At 71.7% G+C, this 16578-nt stretch carries 13 protein-coding genes and 1 riboswitch; of the genes, 4 read left to right on the top strand and 9 right to left on the bottom strand.

What is annotated here, in order from left to right:
• Nucleotides 1-198: 198 nt before the first annotated feature.
• Nucleotides 199-861: a response regulator transcription factor gene (locus AB0O34_RS21610; RefSeq protein WP_363917907.1), complete on the bottom strand. Its 663-nt coding sequence runs from the start codon at nt 859-861 to the stop codon at nt 199-201.
• Nucleotides 862-1195: 334 nt separating this feature from the next.
• Here AB0O34_RS21610 and AB0O34_RS21605 point away from each other — a divergent pair, with 334 nt between their 5' ends.
• The 4 genes from AB0O34_RS21605 to AB0O34_RS21590 all read left to right on the top strand — a co-directional run bounded on the left by AB0O34_RS21605 (nt 1196) and on the right by AB0O34_RS21590 (nt 8317).
• Nucleotides 1196-2752: a zinc ribbon domain-containing protein gene (locus AB0O34_RS21605; protein ID WP_363917905.1), complete on the top strand. Its 1557-nt coding sequence runs from the start codon at nt 1196-1198 to the stop codon at nt 2750-2752.
• Between the two features lie 17 nt (nt 2753-2769).
• A complete protein-coding gene (locus AB0O34_RS21600) occupies nt 2770-4437 on the top strand; it encodes a serine/threonine-protein kinase (protein WP_363917903.1) in 1668 nt (555 codons plus the stop codon).
• 86 nt (nt 4438-4523) lie between these two features.
• The gene (locus AB0O34_RS21595; RefSeq protein WP_363917901.1) at nt 4524-6566 is read left to right on the top strand and encodes a hydantoinase/oxoprolinase family protein; all 2043 of its coding nucleotides are present in this window, start codon (nt 4524-4526) and stop codon (nt 6564-6566) included.
• A complete protein-coding gene (locus AB0O34_RS21590; RefSeq protein ID WP_363917899.1) occupies nt 6563-8317 on the top strand; it encodes a hydantoinase B/oxoprolinase family protein in 1755 nt (584 codons plus the stop codon). Before AB0O34_RS21595 ends, AB0O34_RS21590 begins: the two co-directional genes overlap by 4 nt.
• Nucleotides 8318-8369: 52 nt before the next feature.
• Here the strand turns inward: AB0O34_RS21590 and AB0O34_RS21585 are convergent, their stop codons facing one another.
• The 8 genes from AB0O34_RS21585 to AB0O34_RS21550 all read right to left on the bottom strand — a co-directional run bounded on the left by AB0O34_RS21585 (nt 8370) and on the right by AB0O34_RS21550 (nt 16174).
• Nucleotides 8370-9110 (bottom strand): adenosylcobinamide amidohydrolase, encoded by a 741-nt coding sequence (locus AB0O34_RS21585; RefSeq protein ID WP_363917897.1) that lies wholly within the window; start codon nt 9108-9110, stop codon nt 8370-8372.
• Between the two features lie 93 nt (nt 9111-9203).
• Nucleotides 9204-9995: an ABC transporter ATP-binding protein gene (locus AB0O34_RS21580; RefSeq protein ID WP_363917895.1), complete on the bottom strand. Its 792-nt coding sequence runs from the start codon at nt 9993-9995 to the stop codon at nt 9204-9206.
• Entirely contained in the window at nt 9992-10948 is a 957-nt protein-coding gene (locus tag AB0O34_RS21575) for an iron ABC transporter permease (RefSeq protein ID WP_363917930.1), read from the bottom strand. Before AB0O34_RS21575 ends, AB0O34_RS21580 begins: the two co-directional genes overlap by 4 nt.
• Before the next feature lie 119 nt (nt 10949-11067).
• Nucleotides 11068-12015, bottom strand: coding sequence for an ABC transporter substrate-binding protein (locus AB0O34_RS21570; protein ID WP_363917893.1), 948 nt, complete (start codon nt 12013-12015; stop codon nt 11068-11070).
• Between the two features lie 44 nt (nt 12016-12059).
• Nucleotides 12060-12200, bottom strand: a riboswitch (adenosylcobalamin (AdoCbl) riboswitch).
• A gap of 69 nt (nt 12201-12269) precedes the next feature.
• Nucleotides 12270-13112: a Gfo/Idh/MocA family oxidoreductase gene (locus tag AB0O34_RS21565; RefSeq protein ID WP_363917891.1), complete on the bottom strand. Its 843-nt coding sequence runs from the start codon at nt 13110-13112 to the stop codon at nt 12270-12272.
• A gap of 83 nt (nt 13113-13195) precedes the next feature.
• Entirely contained in the window at nt 13196-14410 is a 1215-nt protein-coding gene (locus AB0O34_RS21560) for a cytochrome P450 (protein WP_363917889.1), read from the bottom strand.
• Nucleotides 14411-14412: 2 nt separating this feature from the next.
• Entirely contained in the window at nt 14413-15426 is a 1014-nt protein-coding gene (locus AB0O34_RS21555) for a phosphotriesterase-related protein (protein WP_363917887.1), read from the bottom strand.
• Nucleotides 15419-16174 (bottom strand): phytanoyl-CoA dioxygenase family protein, encoded by a 756-nt coding sequence (locus AB0O34_RS21550; RefSeq protein ID WP_363917885.1) that lies wholly within the window; start codon nt 16172-16174, stop codon nt 15419-15421. Before AB0O34_RS21550 ends, AB0O34_RS21555 begins: the two co-directional genes overlap by 8 nt.
• Nucleotides 16175-16578 lie beyond the last annotated feature (404 nt).

Genomic DNA, 16578 nt, shown 5'->3' with positions numbered 1-16578 from the left:
GGTACGGCGGGTCCGCGTACCGGTCGCGGGGCGGCCCGGCTACGGGACTCGCGCCGGGGATCCGGTACGGGGTCCGGGCCGGATCCGATGCGGCGGGGCCCGCCCCGCCTACGGGTTCCGCCGGGCGGCGGAGTACGGGTCACCCGCTGGAGGGGGGGTGAGGGTGCTGCGGATGGGCGACGAGCGGAGGGCCTCGTACTACCCGGCCTCGACGCCCGGCCGCACGACCCCGGACTCGTACGCGAACACCACCGCCTGAGCCCGGTCGCGCAGGTGCAGCTTCATCAGCACGCGGGCCACGTGGGTCTTCACCGTGGCCTCCCCGACGAAGAGCTCGGTCGCGATCTCGGCGTTGGTGAGGCCGCGGGCGAGGCTGCGCAGGACCTCCAGCTCCCTCGGGGTGAGCTCCGCGAGCTGCGGCGGCCTGACGGGCTCGTGCCGCCCGGCGAAGGACGCGATCACGCGGGTGGTGACGGCGGGGTCGAGCAGGGCGTCCCCGGCGGCGACCACCTTGATCGCCTCGACGAGCTGCTCGGGCGGCGACACCTTGAGCAGGAATCCGCTGGTGCCGGCCCGGAGCGCGGCGTAGAGGTTCTCGTCGGTGTCGAAGGTGGTCAGCATGACGATCTTCGGGGGGTTCGGGGTGTCGAGGAGCTTCCGCGCGGCGGTCAGGCCGTCCATCCTCGGCATCGAGATGTCCATCAGGACGACGTCGGGCAGGACGCGGCGGGCCACATTGACGGCCTCGACCCCGTCGGCGGCCTCGCCCACGACCTCCATGCCCGGCTCGCACTCCACGACCAGGCGTAGCCCGGCGCGCACCATGGCCTGGTCGTCGGCGACGACGATGCGGATGGTCATGAGAGGACTCCTCGGCAGATCGGAAGGCGTACCCAGGAACCCACCACGGGAAAAGCCTCGGGCGCGGTCCCACATCGACCCCTGAAGTGCCGATAAAGATGGGTGAATACCGCCATAGCCTGGAGGCTAATGTTTTATCGGCGTCGGCGACATGGCCAATGGCACGCCCTCAAGTCGCCTCCAAGTGGCCTCCAAGTCCGATCAAGATCGATAACTACTGTCGCAGGTCGTTCAAGGACCGATTGCAAGTCCATGACGGCGTCCGCTTACGCCTTGAACGGCGGTCCCCGCACTGCGACTCTGGATTTACTCTGATCCGGAATAGGAGGCGGAGATGCCCCGCCTGCACCACCTCGTCGCGGGGTTAAGCGCCCTCGGATCGCTCACCCTCACCATGCACCCCCACCCGAGCGGCTCGACCGACCGTGTCACCCCTGGAACGGTCCGCGTCGAGGCGCGGGCCCACGTCACCGTCAACCTGCTCGACGACCGAGGCGTGATCCAGCAGGTGGTCCGCGAGTACGAGATCCCGGTGGGCACCGGCAGCGGGTTCAATGTCTCCCCTGACGGCGTCATCGTGACCGCCACCGGCGTGGTCCAGTCGAGCAAGGACCCGGCCATCTACGCGGCCAACCGCGTCTTCGCCGAGTACTTCAAGGTCAAGATCCCGGCCGACTTCTCCCGGCACAAGCTGAAGAACGCCGAGCTCAACGGCCGTCTCCAGGCGTGCTATCCCCCGAGGCAGCAGAACTCCAACTGCATATTCACCCCCGTCACCAAGGTCACCGTCTTCCCGTACGCCGACCCGCCCGTGCCCGAGGGCTATCCCGCCGACCTGGTGCACACCGGGACCTCGCCGTCGGCGCCCGCCGTGCTCAAGCTCAGCAAGGGCGGCGAGGACTCGACGCTCCCGACGGTCCCCCTGGCCACGTCGCTCGGCAGCGGCATCGAGTCCACCGACGTCGTCGGGCTGCCCACCCGGCCGAGCGCGAAGGCGCCGCCAAAGGTGGAGACCGCCCACCTCGACCCGCCGGGCGGGCGCACGTTCAAGTCCGCCGAGCGTGCCAAGCTCAGCGCGTTCCTCTCGAACGACGGGGACGGCGCGGCAGTGATCGACGACGGCAAGAGCGAGGTCATCGGGCTCGTCACCGGTGGCGGCAGCGCGCCAGAGACGCTGACCCCGGTGGAGGACATCCGCGAGGCGCTGGTCGCGGCCAACGTCACCGCCCGCCGCGGGCCCGTCGACGTGCTGTACGAGACCGCGCTCGGGTCGTACCACAACAAGTTCTACGCCAACGCGATACCCGTGCTGGAGCAGGTGCTGAGGGTCCGTCCCGACCACGCCGTCGCCCAGGACCACCTGCGCTTCGCCCGCGCCAACCGTGCCGCCGCGCCTTCCGCCGGCCCGGGGAAGGCTCAGCCGGCCAAGAGCGCCACGGCCCTTTCGCCGCTGCTGCTGGCCGCCATCGGCGTGGTGGCCGCCGGCGTGCTGATCGCGATAGCCGTGCCGCTGACGCTGCGGCGGCGCCGGCGGGCCGAGGGGGAGGCGGGTGAGAGCACGCCCGAGCCGCTCGCCGCCGTCTCCACGTGGCCGCCACAGGGCACCCAGACCATGGAGGCCGCGCCTTCTGAGGGCTCCTTCCCCCCGTACCGCCGGCCGGCGAAACCGGGGCCGGGCACCGGCCCCTCACCGGTCGCCGTGGCGCCCGGGGTCGCTCGCCCAGACGGGGCGAATCCGGGAGTCCCCGCCCCCGCAGGCAACGCGGTCGACGGGCACGGCGCCGCCTCCGGGGGCAACAGCGGGCAGGTGCTGTTCTGCACGCAGTGCGGCATGCGCCTCGGCAAGGCGCACCGCTTCTGCGGCTTCTGCGGGCACCCGGCGGACCAATGAGCGAGCAGGGATTCTCGATGCCTCCACTGGTCGGCGCCCAGGTGGCCGACTACCTCGTCGAGGCGGTCGTCGGGCGCGGCGGCATGGCCACGGTCTACCGCGCGCACGACCGCCGCCTCGGCCGCGCGGTCGCGCTCAAGGTGCTGGCCCCCCAGCTTTCGCAGGACCAGCGCTTCCGCGACCGGTTCGTGCGCGAGTCGCGCCTGGTGGCGGGCGTCGACCATCCCAACATCATCCCCATCTACGAGGCGGGCGAGAGCGGCGACCTGCTGTTCATCGCGATGCGGTACGTCGACGGCGCCGACCTGCGCAAGCTCATCCAGGCGAGCGGCCCGATGCCGGTGGCGCGCGCCTACCGCCTGTTCTCGCAGATCGCGTCGGCGCTGGACGCCGCCCACCAGCATGGCCTGGTCCACCGCGACGTGAAGCCGGCGAACATCCTGGTCGCCGAGGGATCCGAGCGCGACCCCGAGCACGTCTACCTGACCGACTTCGGGCTGACCAAGAGCACCTACTCCGAGGCGGGGCTCACCAGCCACGGCCACTTCATGGGCACCCCGCGGTACGTGGCCCCCGAGCAGATCCGCGGGCTGCCCGTGGACGGGCGCAGCGACCTGTACGCGTTCGCGTGCGTGGTCTACGAGGCTCTCACCGGGCTGCCGCCGTTCCAGCGGGACACCGAGCTCGCCCTGCTCTACGCGCACGTCTCCCACGAGCCGCCGCCGCTGACGCCGTACCGGCCCGATCTGCCGCACGCCGTCAACCAGGTGATGTCGCGGGCCCTCGCCAAGGCGCCGGGCGAGAGGTTCTCCACCTGCGGGCAGTTCGTGGCCGCCCTCAGGGACGCGATCAGCGGCGAGGACCAGCACCCGAGCCCGCCGGAGGGCCGCTCGGCCTGGTCGACGCCTCCGGAGGCCCCGCCGCCGTCCCTGCGCGACATCGAGGCCATGGAGTCCGTCCGGCCGACAGCGTCGATCCGCTCGCTGCGGGCCGCCGGGGCGGCCGAGCCCTCCGGCCACGGGGGGCCGCTGACCAGGCCGGGCACGGGAAAGCCGGCGAGGAAGCGGCGCCTGCCCGCCGGGGTGCTCATCGGCGCCGGGGCCGTGCTGGTCTCCCTCGCGGTCGCCGCCACGCTGCTGGTCAGCCAGGGATCGACTGCCGTGGGGTCCAAGCGCTACCCCGGGACCACGGCCGCGCCGCTCTCCTTCGAGTATCCCGGCGGCTGGGAGGCCCGCACGCACGCCGACGAGTACGTCATCGTCTCCCCGGCGGCGGCCGAGTTCGACACGCTGTTCTCGGTGCCCATCGCCTCTGACTGGACCGCCGTCAACGGCCTGCTCGCCTCCCATCCCGAGCAGGCGACCGGCATCTTCACCGAGGTCAACTACGCCATCACCACATCGGACACACCCGAGACGCTGAAGCGCAGCCTCAGCTTCGTACTCCCTGGACCGGCCGACTTCGCCTCGGCGCCCACCACGGCGACGGTGGCGGGCAAGCCCGCGTTCAAGCTGACCGGCGTGGTGAACGACCCCGGGCAGCAGGGACGCCTGGACCTGGTCGTCTACATCGTCGGCCGGGGCCAGGGCCAGCCCGTGGCGTTGATCGCCTTCTTCTGCCCGCCCGCGAAGTGCGACCAGACCATGATCGACCATGTCATCGGAAGCGTCCAGTTCACCTCCTGAGCGTCGTGAGCGGCGGCGCGACCTCCACCTGAGCGGCGGTGCGATCTTCATAGACAAGCGCTTGCTCGGGTAATAGTGTGCGGCTCGTGAGCTATGCCATCGGGGTGGACGTCGGGGGCACCTTCACCGACGTGGTCGTCAGCGGGCGGTCGGTGACCGTGGCGAAGGTCCTGAGCACCCACGACGACCCCACCGACGGGATCGTCACCGGCATCGCCCTCGCCCTCGGCCGTGCGGGCGTTCCCCCCGCGTCGGTGACCCGGGTCGTCCACGCGACCACCCTCGCCACCAACGCCGTGCTCGAACGCAAGGGGTCACGGGTCGCGTACGTCACCACGCGGGGGTTCCGGAGCGCCATCCCGCTGGGCCGCTACGCACGGGTCGAGGAGGACCGCTACGACCTGCGCTTCGACCCGCCCCCACCGCCGGTCGCGCCGGAGGACTGCTTCGAGGTCCCCGAGCGCGTCGGCCCGCGCGGCGAGACGCTGGAGGAGCTGGACGAGGACGCGACCCGGGAGGTGGCGGCCGAGATCGCCAGGCGCGGCATCACCTCGGTCGCGGTGTGCCTGCTGCACTCCTACGCCGACCCCCGCCACGAGGTCCGGGTCGGCGAGATCCTGCACGAAGCCCTGCCTCCCGGTTCCACCGTGGTCATCTCGTCGGAGGTCTGGCCCGAGATCCGGGAGTACGAGCGGGCCACGACCACGATCATGTCGGCCTACGTCGGGCCGGTCATGGCCCGCTACCTCCAGCGGCTGCGCGAGCGGCTCCACGCCGCCGGCGTCACCGCGCCGGTCCACGTGATGGAGTCCGGCGGCGGCGTCATGTCGGCCGAGCTCGCCGCGCGCAGGGCCGTCGCCACGATCGAGTCCGGCCCGGCCGCCGGGGCGCTCGCCGCGTCCCTGACCGGTTACCCCGACGTCATCTCCTTCGACATGGGCGGGACCACGGCCAAGACCTGCGTCATCAGGAACGGCAGGCCGGAGATCACCCACGAGTTCCACGTCGGCGGCAAGGGTAGCTTCGGCGGCCGGCGGGCAGGGACCGGCGTGCCGATCAAGACGCCCGCGATCGACCTGGCCGAGGTGGGCGCCGGGGGCGGGAGCGTCGCGTGGGTCGACCCTGCCGGCGCGCTCAGGGTCGGCCCCCGGTCGGCGGGCTCCGAGCCCGGCCCGGCCTGCTACGGCCTGGGCGGCGGCGAGCCCACCGTGACCGACGCCGACCTCGTGCTCGGCTACCTCGATCCGTCGTCCCTGGGCTCGCTGCCGCTCTCCCCCGAGCTGGCGGAGAAGGCGGTCGACCAGAGGCTCGCCTGGCCGCTCGGGGTCTCCCGAGCCGAGGCCGCGCACGCCGTGCACGAGATCGCCAACGCGGCGATGGGCTCCGCCGTGCACGTCGTGACCGTGCAGCGGGGCATCGACCCGCGCGGCTTCGTGATGGTGGCCTTCGGCGGCGCGGGGCCGATGCACGCGGCCCGGGTCGCGGAGCGGTTCGGCATCGACATGGTGATCGTGCCGCCGTACTGCGGGGTCGGGTCGGCGGCCGGGCTGCTGGCGGGCGACCTGTCCACCGACCGGGTGCTGTCCCGGCTCGGAGCCGGCGACCCGTCGGCCGTCTTCGAGGGGCTCGCGGCGGGGGCGGCGGCTGATCTCGGGCTCGAACTCGGCGCCCCGGGCGTGACGGTGGAGCGCTCGGCCGACGTGCGGTTCGCCGGGCAGGCGCATGATCTGACGGTGCCGTGGAGCGATTCGTCCGACGAGCTGGCCGACCGATTTTTCGCGAAATATCAGCAGGTGTATGGCATCGCGCAGCGAGGGCCGGTCGAGATCGTGAGCTACCGCGTCCGCCTCACCCAGCGAGCCGCCACCCCCTCCCCCGCACAGGACGCCGCCGGCATCGCACCCGGCGGCACAGGCGGCGGGCGGCGTGCCAGGCTCGCCTGGTTCCCCGAGAGCGGCGGCTTCACCATCACGGCCGTACTCACCCGCGACCATCTGCGCGGCGCACCGGGCCCCGGAACGTACGGCCCCGCCATCATCGAGGACGCCGAGGCGACGATCGTCGTGCCGCCCGGCTGGACCGCCGCCCTCTCGCCCACCGGCGCCGTGATCCTGGAGCGTGCCCGTTGACCGAGTCGCTCACGGCCGAGGTGCTGAGGAACGCGCTGGTGGTGGCCGCCGAGGAGGCCAGCATCGTGGTCGTGCGCTCGGCCTACTCGACGTTCATCGTGGAGGGATCAGACGCCTCGGCCGCGATCCTCGACGCCGGGGGACGGCTCGTCGCCCAGTCGATGGCCACCACGCTGATGAACAGCATGGCCCTGAAGGTCGCCCTGCCCGAGCTGCTGGCGGACATCCCCGCGCAGACCATGCGGCCGGGCGACGTGTACGTGCTGAACGACGCCTACCGGGGCGGGGTGCACACCAACGACCTGCTGGTCTACCGGCCGGTGTTCGTCGACGCCCGGCCGGCGTACTTCACGGCCACGATGATCCACGTCTCCGACCTCGGAGGCCTGTCGGCGGGCGGGATGGCGCCGCTGGCGACCGACATCTTCCTGGAAGGACTGCAACTCCCTCCCGTACGGCTGGCCACGGCCTCCGGCGTCGAACCGGCGATCGAGGCGATCCTGCGGGCCAACAGCCGCACGCCGGACAAGGTCATGGGCGACGTCCGCGCGCTCGTCGCGGGCACCGCCGTGGCCGCCACCCGGCTGGAGTCGCTCCTGGTCGAGCACGGCCCCGGGGGGCTGGCCTCGGGCATCGAGGCCTACTTCGACTACACCGAGGCCCGCACCCGTACGGCTCTCGCCGAACTGCCCGTGGGCAGCCACGCCTCCTCCTACGCCATCGACGACGACGGGATCGACCTCTCCCGCGCGCACACCGTGCGCGTCACCGTCACCGTGCCGGCCCCCGGCGCGCGGGAGGCGCACGAGACGCCGGCTCCCGGCATCGTCCTCGACTTCGAGGGGACCGACCCGCAGGTCCCCGCGGCGATCAACTCCTCGTCGTCGCAGTCGCTGGCGGCCACGGTCTTCGCGGTGCGGTGCTTCCTCGACCCGACGATCCCGATGAACGAGGGCTGCCTGCGCGCGATCGACGTACGCCTGCCGTCCGGGTCGCTGCTCAACGCCCACTCCCCCTACCCGTGCGGCGGCCGTTTCGTGCCGATCTACGCGGCCATGGAGGCGATCTTCCAGGCGCTGTCGGACGCGATGCCCGATCGGGCGATCGCCGCCTCAGGGATCCTGCAGCCCTTCAGCATCGCCGCCCGCGCCGCGCCGTACTGGATCCACCTGTCGTACGACTTCGGCGGGGTGGGGGCCAGGGCGGGCAAGGACGGGCCGGACGCGACCGGAGTCCACTTCGGCATCGGCCGCAACTCGGTGCCGCAGGCCGAGCCGGTGGAGACCCGCTGCCCGCTGATCGTGGAATCGGTCGAGACCATCTGCGACTCGGGCGGTCCGGGACGCTGGCGGGGAGGTCTCGGGTCGAGGACGGTGTTCCGCTTCCTCGCCGACGCCCATGTCACCACGCGCGGCGACCGGCTGCGCAACGCCCCGCCCGGCAGAGCGGGCGGCTTGCCCGGCCGGCTCGGCGGCTTCTTCAGACGCCACCTGGACGGCACCGTCGAGCGATTGAACTCCAAGGTCAACAACGTCCGCTTCGGCGCCGGCGAGGCCCTGATCGTGGAAACGACGGGAGGCGGCGGCATCGGCTCCCCCACCGACCGCCCCCGCGCCGACATCCTCCTCGACCTCAACGCCGGCAAGATAACCCCCACCACAGCCCGAACCACCTACGGTCTGTCCTCGGTCTCCAACGACGACGATCACAGGCCACGATCACGCCCCGCGAGGTCGGACACGTGGGGCTGAGGTGCCCGCGCGGCTCCGAACCAGCGAGGAAGCCGATTCGCCGCGGGCATGGCTAGCCGCCCTGGGCCGCCGGTACGAAGCCGGTGACGTCCGCCCAGGCGTGGGCGCCGTTGAGGACGGAGAGGTGGACGGCGCGGGCGATGCGGGCGCCCCAGGTCGATCTCGGGCCGCCGAACAGCTCCTGTGGGCCTTCGGTGCGTACGGCGACGCACACGGCGTCCGAGGCGGTGCCCGTGCACTCGTATCCGGCCTCGACGAGTGCCTGGGTCTTGGCCTCGGTCACCGTCATCACGGCGTTGACCAGCGCGGCGTCGCACATCGCCACGGGGACGGCCACGATGATGTTGATCGTCCCCGGGACCGTCCGCGCGGCGACGGGGGAGGCCGGCCGGGGCACCAGGTCGCCCTGGCCGGGCCGGCGCTCCGGGTCGATCCGCTCGGGGCGGAGTTCGGGGTCGGGGGTGCCTTCGGGGGAGGCGGCCCAGGTGGGGACTCTCAGGCCGACCGTGGCGACCGACTCCACTCCCCCGTCCTTGGCGCGGGTGTAGTGGGCGACGGAGGCCGCCGTCATCATGCCCACCCCCGGCCGGCCGGAAGGGGCGAGCTCCAGCAGGTGGTCGACCGGGTCCATCCGCGAGTACGCCCCGACGACCTGAGCGTTGAGCACCCACTCGCCGGGGCCGATGCCGCCGCCCACCATGGCCGAGGAGATCATCCGCCACCCGGGGCCGAACTCCCACAGGAGTGAGGCGAGACGGGCGCCGTCCTCGTGCCGATGGCTCAGGGACAGCATGCGGACCTCCTCACGACACGGGTCCCGGAAGCGTACAGACCCACGCCGGCCACGGGACCGTACGGGCTCCGCGAAACCTCGCGGCGCGCGGGCTCACGCCGGGCCGGTCGCCGCGGGGCGGATCAGGTTGACGAGGGGCCGGCCGTCGTCTCCCTGGTCGACGCGGACGTGGGCGCCGAAGTGCCGGGCGAGCAGCGGCTCGGTGAGCACCTCCTTGACCGGCCCGGAGGCGACGTGGCGCCCGTCGGCGATCAGGAGCATCGAGTCGGCGTACTGCCCCGCGAGGCTGAGGTCGTGGATGGTGGTCACCACCGTGAGCCCGTCGGCGAGGCGCAGGCGGTCCACCAGCTCAAGCACCTGCTGCTGGTGCCCGAGGTCCAGCGCGGTCGTGGGCTCGTCGAGCAGCAGCACGGGAGCCCGCTGGACGAGCGCGCGGGCGAGCACCACCCGCTGCCGTTCCCCGCCGGACAGGTGCCCTAGGGGCCGGGTCGCGAAGGCGGACAGGTCCAGGCGTTCGAGCACCGAGCGGGTGATGTCCCGGTCGTCGTGGGTGTCCCTGCCGAGGTAGGAGATGTACGGCGTGCGCCCGAGCAGGGCGTACTCGAAGACGGTCAGCCCCGCCGGGAGCAGGGGGCTCTGCGGGGCGTAGGCCATCAGCCTGGCCCGCTGCCTCGGCTTCAGGCTGCGCGCGGGCACGCCGTCGACCTGCACGTCACCCCGCGCCTCCAGCAGGCCCATCATGGCCCGGAGCAGGGTGGACTTGCCGGCGCCGTTCGGCCCGATGACCGCCAGCCACTCGCCGCCGCGCACCGACAGGCCGATCCCGGACAGGACCGGCCGGCCGTCCAGCGCGACGGAGAGGTCCCGCACCTCGATGGCGCTCACGCGTCGACCGCCCGTGTCGCGCGCAGGACGCCGACGAAGAAGGGCGCGCCGATGAACGCGGTGACCACGCCGATCGGCAGCTCGGCCGGGGCCAGCACGGTGCGGGAGACCAGGTCGGCCAGCACGAGGAACGACGCCCCCGCCAGCAGCGACAGCGGGAGCACCACCCGGTACGACCCGCCCGCCAGCCGCCGTACGACGTGCGGCACGACGATGCCGACGAACCCGATGAGCCCGCTGACCGCGACGGCGGACGCCGTGGCCAGCGACGCCGCGCACAGGACGACGAGCCGGACGCGCGCCGCGTTGACCCCGAGGCTGACCGCCTCGTCGTCACCGACGGACAGCACGTCCAGCAGCCGCCCGTGGGCGAGCAGGACGACGGTCGACACCAGGGCGTACGGGGCGATGAGCCACACCTGCGACCAGTCGCCGCCGATGCCCCCGAGGATCCAGGAGTAGATCCGCTGCAGTTGCTCGACCCGGAGCTGCTGCACGAAGGTCTGCAAAGCGGACAGGAAGGAGGCCACCGCCACCCCGGCGAGCACCAGCGTGGCCGTGCCGCCGCCCCGGCCCGCCGTGTTGCCGAGCGCGTACGCCAGCAGCACGCCGCCGATCGCCCCGCCGAAGGCGGCGAGCGGTACCAGCCCGTCGACCTGGACCAGCACGATCATCAGGGTCGCGGTGAAGCCCGCGCCCGCGGCGGCGCCGAGAAGGTAGGGGTCGGCGAGCGGGTTGCGGAACACGCCCTGGTACCCGGCGCCCGCGATGGCCAGCAGGCCGCCGACGACCGCCGCCAGCACCACGCGGGGCAGCCTGAGCTGGAATACCAGCCCCCGCTCGACCGGCGAGAGCCCCGAGTCCACCGAGACGAACGGCACCCGGTCGAGCAGTTCGAGCACGATGCCCTTGAACGAGACGCCGGCCGCGCCGATCATCAGGCCCGCGATCACGCAGATCACGAGCACGGCGAGGGCCACGGCCAGTGCCACCGGCCGCAGCCTCGCCGCGCGCGTCGTACCGGGGTCGCGCTTCTTCACGGTGCGCGTCGTTCCAGGTGTCCCATCGGGTCTCAGGCGGCGGCCTTCGTGACCGCCTCGTCGACGATCTTGACGAAGTCGACGACGCGCGGGCCCCAGCGGGAGGCGAGGTCGTCGTCGAGCGTGATCACGCGGTCCTTCGCGATCGCCGACAGGCCTCCCCATCCGGGCCGCTTGGCCAGGGTCTCCTTGGACTGGCCGCAGCACTTGGTGTCGGCCAGGAAGATCAGGTCCGGGTCGGCCTTCGCGACGAACTCGCTGGAGAGCTTGGGGTATCCCCCGGCGGCGTCCGGCGCCTTGTCGGCGATGTTGGTCAGCCCGAACAGCCCGTAGATCTGGCCGATGAACGTGCTGGAGGTGACCGAGTACGGCGTGTTGTCCAGCTCGTGGAAGAACGTGAGCTTCTTGTCCTTGGGCGCCGAGGCGACGAGCTCGTCGATCTGCCGCTTCATGCCCGCGGCGATCTCGTCCGCCTTGGCCTTGTTGCCGGTGGCGGCGCCGAGGTCGGCGATCTCGTCGTAGGCCTCCTCCAGCTTGGTGGCGGCGGGTTCGAGCAGGACCGGGATGCCGACCTTGGTCAGCGCGGCCACGATGCCGCCCGTGTCGTTGGCGAGCACGACCAGGTCGGGCTTCTTGGCGATGATCGCCTCGGCGTTGGGCTTGAAGCCGGACAGGTCCGACTTCGGGGCCTCGGCGGGGTAGGTCGACTGGTCGTCGACGGCGATGACCTGCGGCCCGGCGCCGATCGCGAACAGGCTCTCGGTGGAGCTCGGCGAGAGCGAGACGATCTGGGCGGGCTTCTCGCCGATGGTGACGGGGCCGTTGCCCGCCTGGACGGTGACGGGGAAACCGGCGGCCTGCGAGGCGGTGGGAGCGGGGGTGGCGGAGGCGGTGCCTGCGGTGTCGGTGGACTGGCCGCATCCGGCCAGTGTCAGCGCACCCAGCAACGCGCCCGCCAAGGCCGTGCGTACGGGCCTCACGAGAGTTCCTCCTGTTGCCGGGAAATCGAGGGACCCGCGTGGTGACGGATCACCCTTTTCCACGAGGGTTGACGACGTCGGCGCGGCATGCAGGCGACCTGGCTCGACCCGAGGGGATCTCACAGTTGCGGGACAGCGCCGGACTCACACCGGACTTCGCTGCACGCTGCGCGTCAGACGAACGGTATCAACCAACTCCGTGACGGGATACGACGGGTCCAAAGCCGCATCGTTCCGGAACTCTGGCAAGGGGGTCAGGCGAGCTGCGCCTCGGCCGCGCTGATCAGGTCCTGGAGGCGGAGGCCGTGGCGGGCGTCGAGGGGGTGGCCCCCGCCCCGGCGCACGGTATGGGCGAACTCGGCGACCATGTCGGGGAAGACGTCGTAGCCGAGGTCGCCGCCGTCGAGGGTCTCGCTGCCGTGGCGGCCGTAGACGGCCAGGTGCGAGGTGCCGTGCTCGACCTGGGCGGCCATGGACAGCGACGCCTCGCTGACCGCGCCGCTCTGGTGCTCCAGCAGCAGCCCGGTCCACCCGAGCGGGTGGCCGTGTGCGCGGATGCCGACGACCGGCCCGAGGGCGGCGTCGAGCATGTCGATCATGTGCGGCCCCACGTCGAGGATCGCTCCGCGCTCCTGTCGCCACGGGGAGTCGATGGTGTGCAGCGCCCCGGAGATGTTGCGGGCGTACCCGCCGAACGGCTCGATGGCGCGGACCCGTTCGAGGAACGCCTTGGTCGCGGCCGAGTAGCGGAAGGTGAGCACCATCTGGGACGCCACCCCGGCCTCGCCCACGGCGTCGGCGAGCCGCTTGGCGCCGTCGAGGTCGGCCGCGAGCGGCTTCTCCAGCAGCAGCGCCTTGCCCGCCCTGGCCGCCCGCACGGCCAGCTCGGCCTGCACGCCCGGTGGCACGCAGAAGGCGACGGCCTCGCAGACCTCGAAGAGCTCCTCGACCCGCTCGTAGACCGGGGCTCCCAGCCTGGCGGCGGCCCTCGGCCTGCGCGCCCACACTCCGGCGAGCCGCGTGTGCGGCCCCGCCGCGAGCGCGGGGGCGTGCACGGCCTCCGCCCAGGGCCCGGCTCCGATCAGACCTACCGCCACTGGCTCCACAGCGCTCAGCTCCCCGACGTACCGGAATATTTCGTGGCGAGATTAGCCCACCCGGTACGTCCCGTGCGGGGTGATCACCATTCGACGAGCAGCGACGGCAGGCCACGCCCGACGATGGACTTGCGGTACGCGATCGGCCTGCCGGGCACCAGCCGCAGGTCGGGCAGACGGCGGCCCAGCACCTCCAGGGCCGTACGGAGCTGGAGGCGGGCCAGCGCGGCGCCGACACAGAAGTGGATGCCATATCCGAACGTCATGTGCGCGTCGGCGTTCGCGCGCCCGAGGTCGAACGTCTCGGGCGAGGGGAAGACGGTCTCGTCGTGCGCGGCCGAGTCGGTGGACAGCAGCACGAGCGAGCCCTTCGGGATCGTCACGCCGTGCAGCTCGATGTCGGCCAGGGCGTACCGGAAGGAGCCGAGGCTTGCGCCGTCGATGCGCATGCACTCCTCGACCGCGTTCTGGACCAGCTCGGGGGCGAGCGGCCAGGCGTTCTCGCGCAGCAGCCTCAGCACGCTGTTGCCGAGCTGGTTGGGCACGGTGTCGTTGCCGCCGAGCAGGATCGTGGAGATCAGCTCGACGACCTCCCGGTGGGACAGCTCGCTTCCGATGAGCCCGGTCATCAGGGAGGTGAAGTCGTCACGCGGCTCGGCGGCACGGGAGGCCACCAGCTTGTCGACGTAGTCCAGGTATTCGAGGAAGCTCCGCGCGAGCACGAGCTGCCGGTCGGGCGGCTGCGGCGACAGGAACAGCATGAACCAGTCCTTGACGTGCTCCTTGACGAACTCCTCGTCCTCCTCGGGCACGCCGATGAACCGGGCGCTGAGCTTGGCCGAGGGCACGTGCCCGAGCTCCGCGACGAAGTCGCCTCCTTTCTGCGGCACCACCCGGTCGAGGATGTCCTCGTTGAGCCGCCGGAACCGCTCCTCCATCGCGGTGACCGCGCGCGGGGTGAAGGCCCGCGACACCGAGCGGCGCAGCCTGGTGTGCGTGGGCGGGTCGACGTTGGCCACGAAGCTGGACAGGAAGGACCCGTGGTCGCCGAGCACCTTCCTGGTCTCGTCGGCCAGGCTCCGCGAGATCGTGAGCGATCCTTCGGAGGAGAACCGTCTCGCGTCCCCGTACGCCGCGCGGACGTCCTCGTGGCGGGTGAGGACGTACGCGTCCAGGTGCTCGCTGTGGAACACCGGCCGCTCGTGCCTGAGCCTGCGCAGGAAGTCGTACGGCGAGGCGACGTGCCAGTCGGAGGTGACGTCGAAGTCGGTGGCGGTGGCCGGTGAGGTGTTCTGCATGATCACGACCTGGGGGTGAGGATCCTGCGGGGGTTCTCGACGAGCATCTGGTGGATCTGGTCATCGGTCACGCCGCGCTCGCGCAGCTCGGGAAGGACGTCGCGGGAGATGTGCAGCAGGTGGTAGTTCGGGTGGCGCTCCCGTACGACCTCCGGGTCGAACCGGTCGTTGAAGCAGTAGGAGTCGTGCGAGAGCACCATGCGGCCGGCGTGGCCGCGCGCGCACATCTCGGCCACGATGGCGACCCGGTCCTCGAACGAGCTGATCGTCTCGATGCCGAACCGGTCCATGCCGAGGTAGGAGCCCGCCGCGACCAGCTCTTCGAGGTAGGCGGGGTCGGTGGAGTCGCCGGCGTGTCCGATGACGACCCGCGACAGGTCCACGCCCTCGGAGGCCAGGAGCCGCTGCTGCTCCAGCCCGCCCCGCGACGCGCTGTGGGAGTGGGTGGTGATCGGCGCCCCGGTCTCCAGGTGCGCCCGCGCGACGGCCCGGAAGACCCGCTCGCAGCCCGGCGTCATGCCCTGGTGGTCGGAGGCGCACTTGAGGATCGCGGCCTTCACCCCGGTGCGGCCGACGCCCTCGGTGATGTCCCTGACGAAGAACTCCGCGAGCCGGTCGGGGCCGCCGAACAGGCTGCCGGGGCCCCGGTTGCCGAAGTACGGCGGCAGGGCGTCGTAGGTGTAGAGCCCGGTGGCGACGACGATGTTGACCTCGGTCAGCTCGGCGACCCGCTGGACGGCCGGCACGTACCGGCCGAGGCCGACCACCGTGAGGTCCACGATGGTGTCGACTCCCTCGGCCTTGAGGTCGTCGAGCTTGGCGGCCGCCTCACGGGCCCTGGCCTCCAGGTCCCAGCCTTCGGGGATGTCCGGCCAGTTCCACAGGATTTCCGGGCTGAGCCCGAAGATGTGCTCGTGCATGAGGGTGGCGCCGAGGCCCGCCACCGGCCCCCTGACCGTGTTGACCAGCACCGTGTTGACCAGCACCGTGTTGACGGCCCCGTCCCGGTCAGGCATGGGAGACGACCGGGAACCTCGGGTGGTCGAAGGGCGCGTTCACCTGGAGGCCGAGGCCGTCGGTCTGCTTGTACGGCGTGCCGGTGTAGAGGGCGTCGGCGTCGAAGTAGGTGACCGTGAAGGACAGGCGGGGGGTGTCCCCGCGGTTGGCCCCGGCTCCGTGCACGGTCAGCGCGTGGTGGACGGTCGCGTCGCCGGCCCGCAGGTCCAGGGGAGGCGAGAGCTCCAGCTCCTTGAGCCACGGGTGCTGGGTGAGCTGGTCGTCGCCGTCGCGGGTGAAGCTCCGGCCGAGCACGCCGTGCCGGTGCGAGCCGTTGTAGAACCGCAGGCTGCCCATGCCGGCGGGGACGTCGGCGAGCGCCAGCCAGACGGTCAGCATCGCCGAGCGGTCCATCGGCATCCAAGGGAAGTCCTGGTGGAACTCGGTGGCGCCGTGCCCGTCGTCGCCCGGTTCCTTGATCAGCAGGTTCGTCACCTGGACGCGCACGCCCCTGACGCCGTGCAGCAGCCGGGTGGCGCACCGGCCCATCGCGGCGTCGAAGGCCAGGTCGTGGAAGGCCTCGTCGGACTCGGCGATGTCCCTGGACTGGCCGAACGCCTGGTCGACCAGGGTAGCGCGCTCGCGCGACCGGGTCCGCAGGTAACCGAGTGCCCGATCGCGAAGCCCGTCCACCCGGCCGGGGCCGACGAGCCGCGGCAGCAGTACCCAGCCGTTCTCCTTGAAGAATTCGACCTCATGATCGGTCACTTCGCGGACCGGAGCATTGGTGGCCATGCCCCAGTTTCGAACCAACCGCACCCCTAAAGCAAGCGCTTGGTAAGCAGCTTGTCGTCACAACGGGCCGAAACTTATGGTGATCCAGAACACTTATACGTTCGGCTGGGCACCGCACGGCGGGAACGTCGGCCTTGATCGGCGACGCGGCGCCGTGTCCCAAATCGATCACTCAGCGCGATCACGTCGTTTCACTGACCGAAAATCTTGCTCGTCGTCAGATGATCGTGATAGATCATTGACCACGTGGCATTTGCCACGAGAGTAGCCGCTTGTCTTGTTTGCGGCTCTTGTGACACGCGGTGTTCCGAGGTGGGCCCCCGGCGCTGGGGCGTCCCGTCACGCTGCGTGATTCCGGGTCGCTCAAGGTTGGAGAT

Source organism: Sphaerisporangium sp. NPDC088356 (genome assembly GCF_040685555.1).
GTDB lineage: Bacteria > Actinomycetota > Actinomycetes > Streptosporangiales > Streptosporangiaceae > Sphaerisporangium.
This window is presented reverse-complemented; position numbering and strand designations above follow the sequence as displayed.